Origin of the sequence: Dietzia sp. CW19 (assembly GCF_014145265.1) — a bacterium.
GTDB lineage: Bacteria > Actinomycetota > Actinomycetes > Mycobacteriales > Mycobacteriaceae > Dietzia > Dietzia natronolimnaea.
On sequence record NZ_JAALEE010000540.1, the window covers coordinates 754 to 2,256 of the forward strand.

Here is a 1,503-nt window from a genome sequence, read left to right on the forward strand (position 1 = left end):
GATGGGATGGAAGTCCTCGTCGACCAGGCCGAGCTTCGGGCTGGCCGGGATGGTCATCTCGCCGGACTCGCTCATCCCGAGCTCGCCGTCGTTGCCGGCCTCCGAGGCGCCGAAGTTGTCGCGGATGATGATGTTGGGCAGCACCTCGAGGACGCGCTCGCGGCTGGACTTGGACCAGATGCCGCCGCCGGAGGCCATCATGAACAGGGTGCTGAAGTCCATGGTCTCGGTGCCCTTGACCAGCTCGTCCGTCAGCGGCACCGCCATGCCGTCGCCGACGAACATGAGGATGTGCGCCTTGTGCTCGGCGGTCGCCCGGATGATCTCCGCCGCGTCGAACTCGCGGAACATGATGAGGTGGCCGCCGAGGTTCACGAAGGTCAGCAGCGTGAACAGGCCCGCACCGTGCATGAGCGGGGCCGAGATGACCACCTTCATCCCGCCGTCGGGCGAGACGTTGTCGGCGACCTCGGCGGGGCTGTGCCGCTTGTCACCGTAGGGGTTGCCCCCGGACAGGCACGCGTAGAAGTAGTCCGACATGTGCCACTGCACGCCCTTGGGGAAGCCGGTGGTCCCGCCGGTGTAGACGATCCAGTGGTCGTCGCCGCGGACGGGCTCGAAGTCCCGCTCCGCCGACTGTGCCGGCCACTCGGTGTCCCCGTCGACCACCGTCAGGCCCTTCTCGGCACACGCCGAGGCCAGGACCTCCGGGACGCCGCCGAACACGATCACGGTACGCACGGTCTCGAGCTTCGGGACCGCTGCGGCCATGGTCTCGGCGAACTCGGCGTCGACCAGCACGGCGATCGACTTGGAGTCGTTGAACAGGTAGACCAACTCGGGCGCGGTGTACCGGTAGTTCACGTTGATCCCGGCCACCCGGGTCTTCATGCACCCGATGATGGCCGCCATGTGCGCGGTGCTGTTCTTCATGTAGAGCGCGACGTGGCTGAGCGGCTCCGCACCGTGGGCGCGGAGCAGGTGCCCCATCTGGTTGGCGAGATCGTCGACCTGACGGTAGGTGTAGTCGACGCCGTCCATGGTCAGCAGTGCGTTGTCCGGGATCTTGTCGGCGACGGCCTCGAACACCGCGGCCTCGTTCATCTCCGGGTTGGTTCCGGCGAGCGGATCGGTCGAATGGTCAGCAGCTTCGGTCATGGCAGAATCCTTCGCGAGGGCGGACGAAATGTGGCTGTCCTCACATTGTGACCTGAACTTGTTCTCATGTCCAGACGGCACCCTGATCAGGTCAAACTCTCAATAAGTAGAACGAGTTCTAGAGCAGTTCGTGTCCATGGCAACGATTCTGCGTGACCCCACGCCCCCGAGCGCCTACATTTTGGACATGAGTTCACGGCGGTCCCCGCAGAGCGGCGCGCCCTACGACGGGGGCCTGATGCTGCCCCACGCCACCCGGACGGGGAGCGTCCCGGTGGACGGTCGCCGATCGGCCGCGCCGGAGGCGGATCGGCCCTCCGGCCGGAGGCCGGTGCTGACGGGCCC

The 1,503-nt window shown here is 66.5% G+C and carries 1 protein-coding gene; it reads right to left on the reverse strand.

The features are described from left to right. Positions 1 to 1,158 (reverse strand): AMP-binding protein (locus G6021_RS15245; RefSeq protein WP_241736603.1); only part of this gene is annotated, 1,158 nt, incomplete at its 3' end. Positions 1,159 to 1,503: the final 345 nt, after the last annotated feature.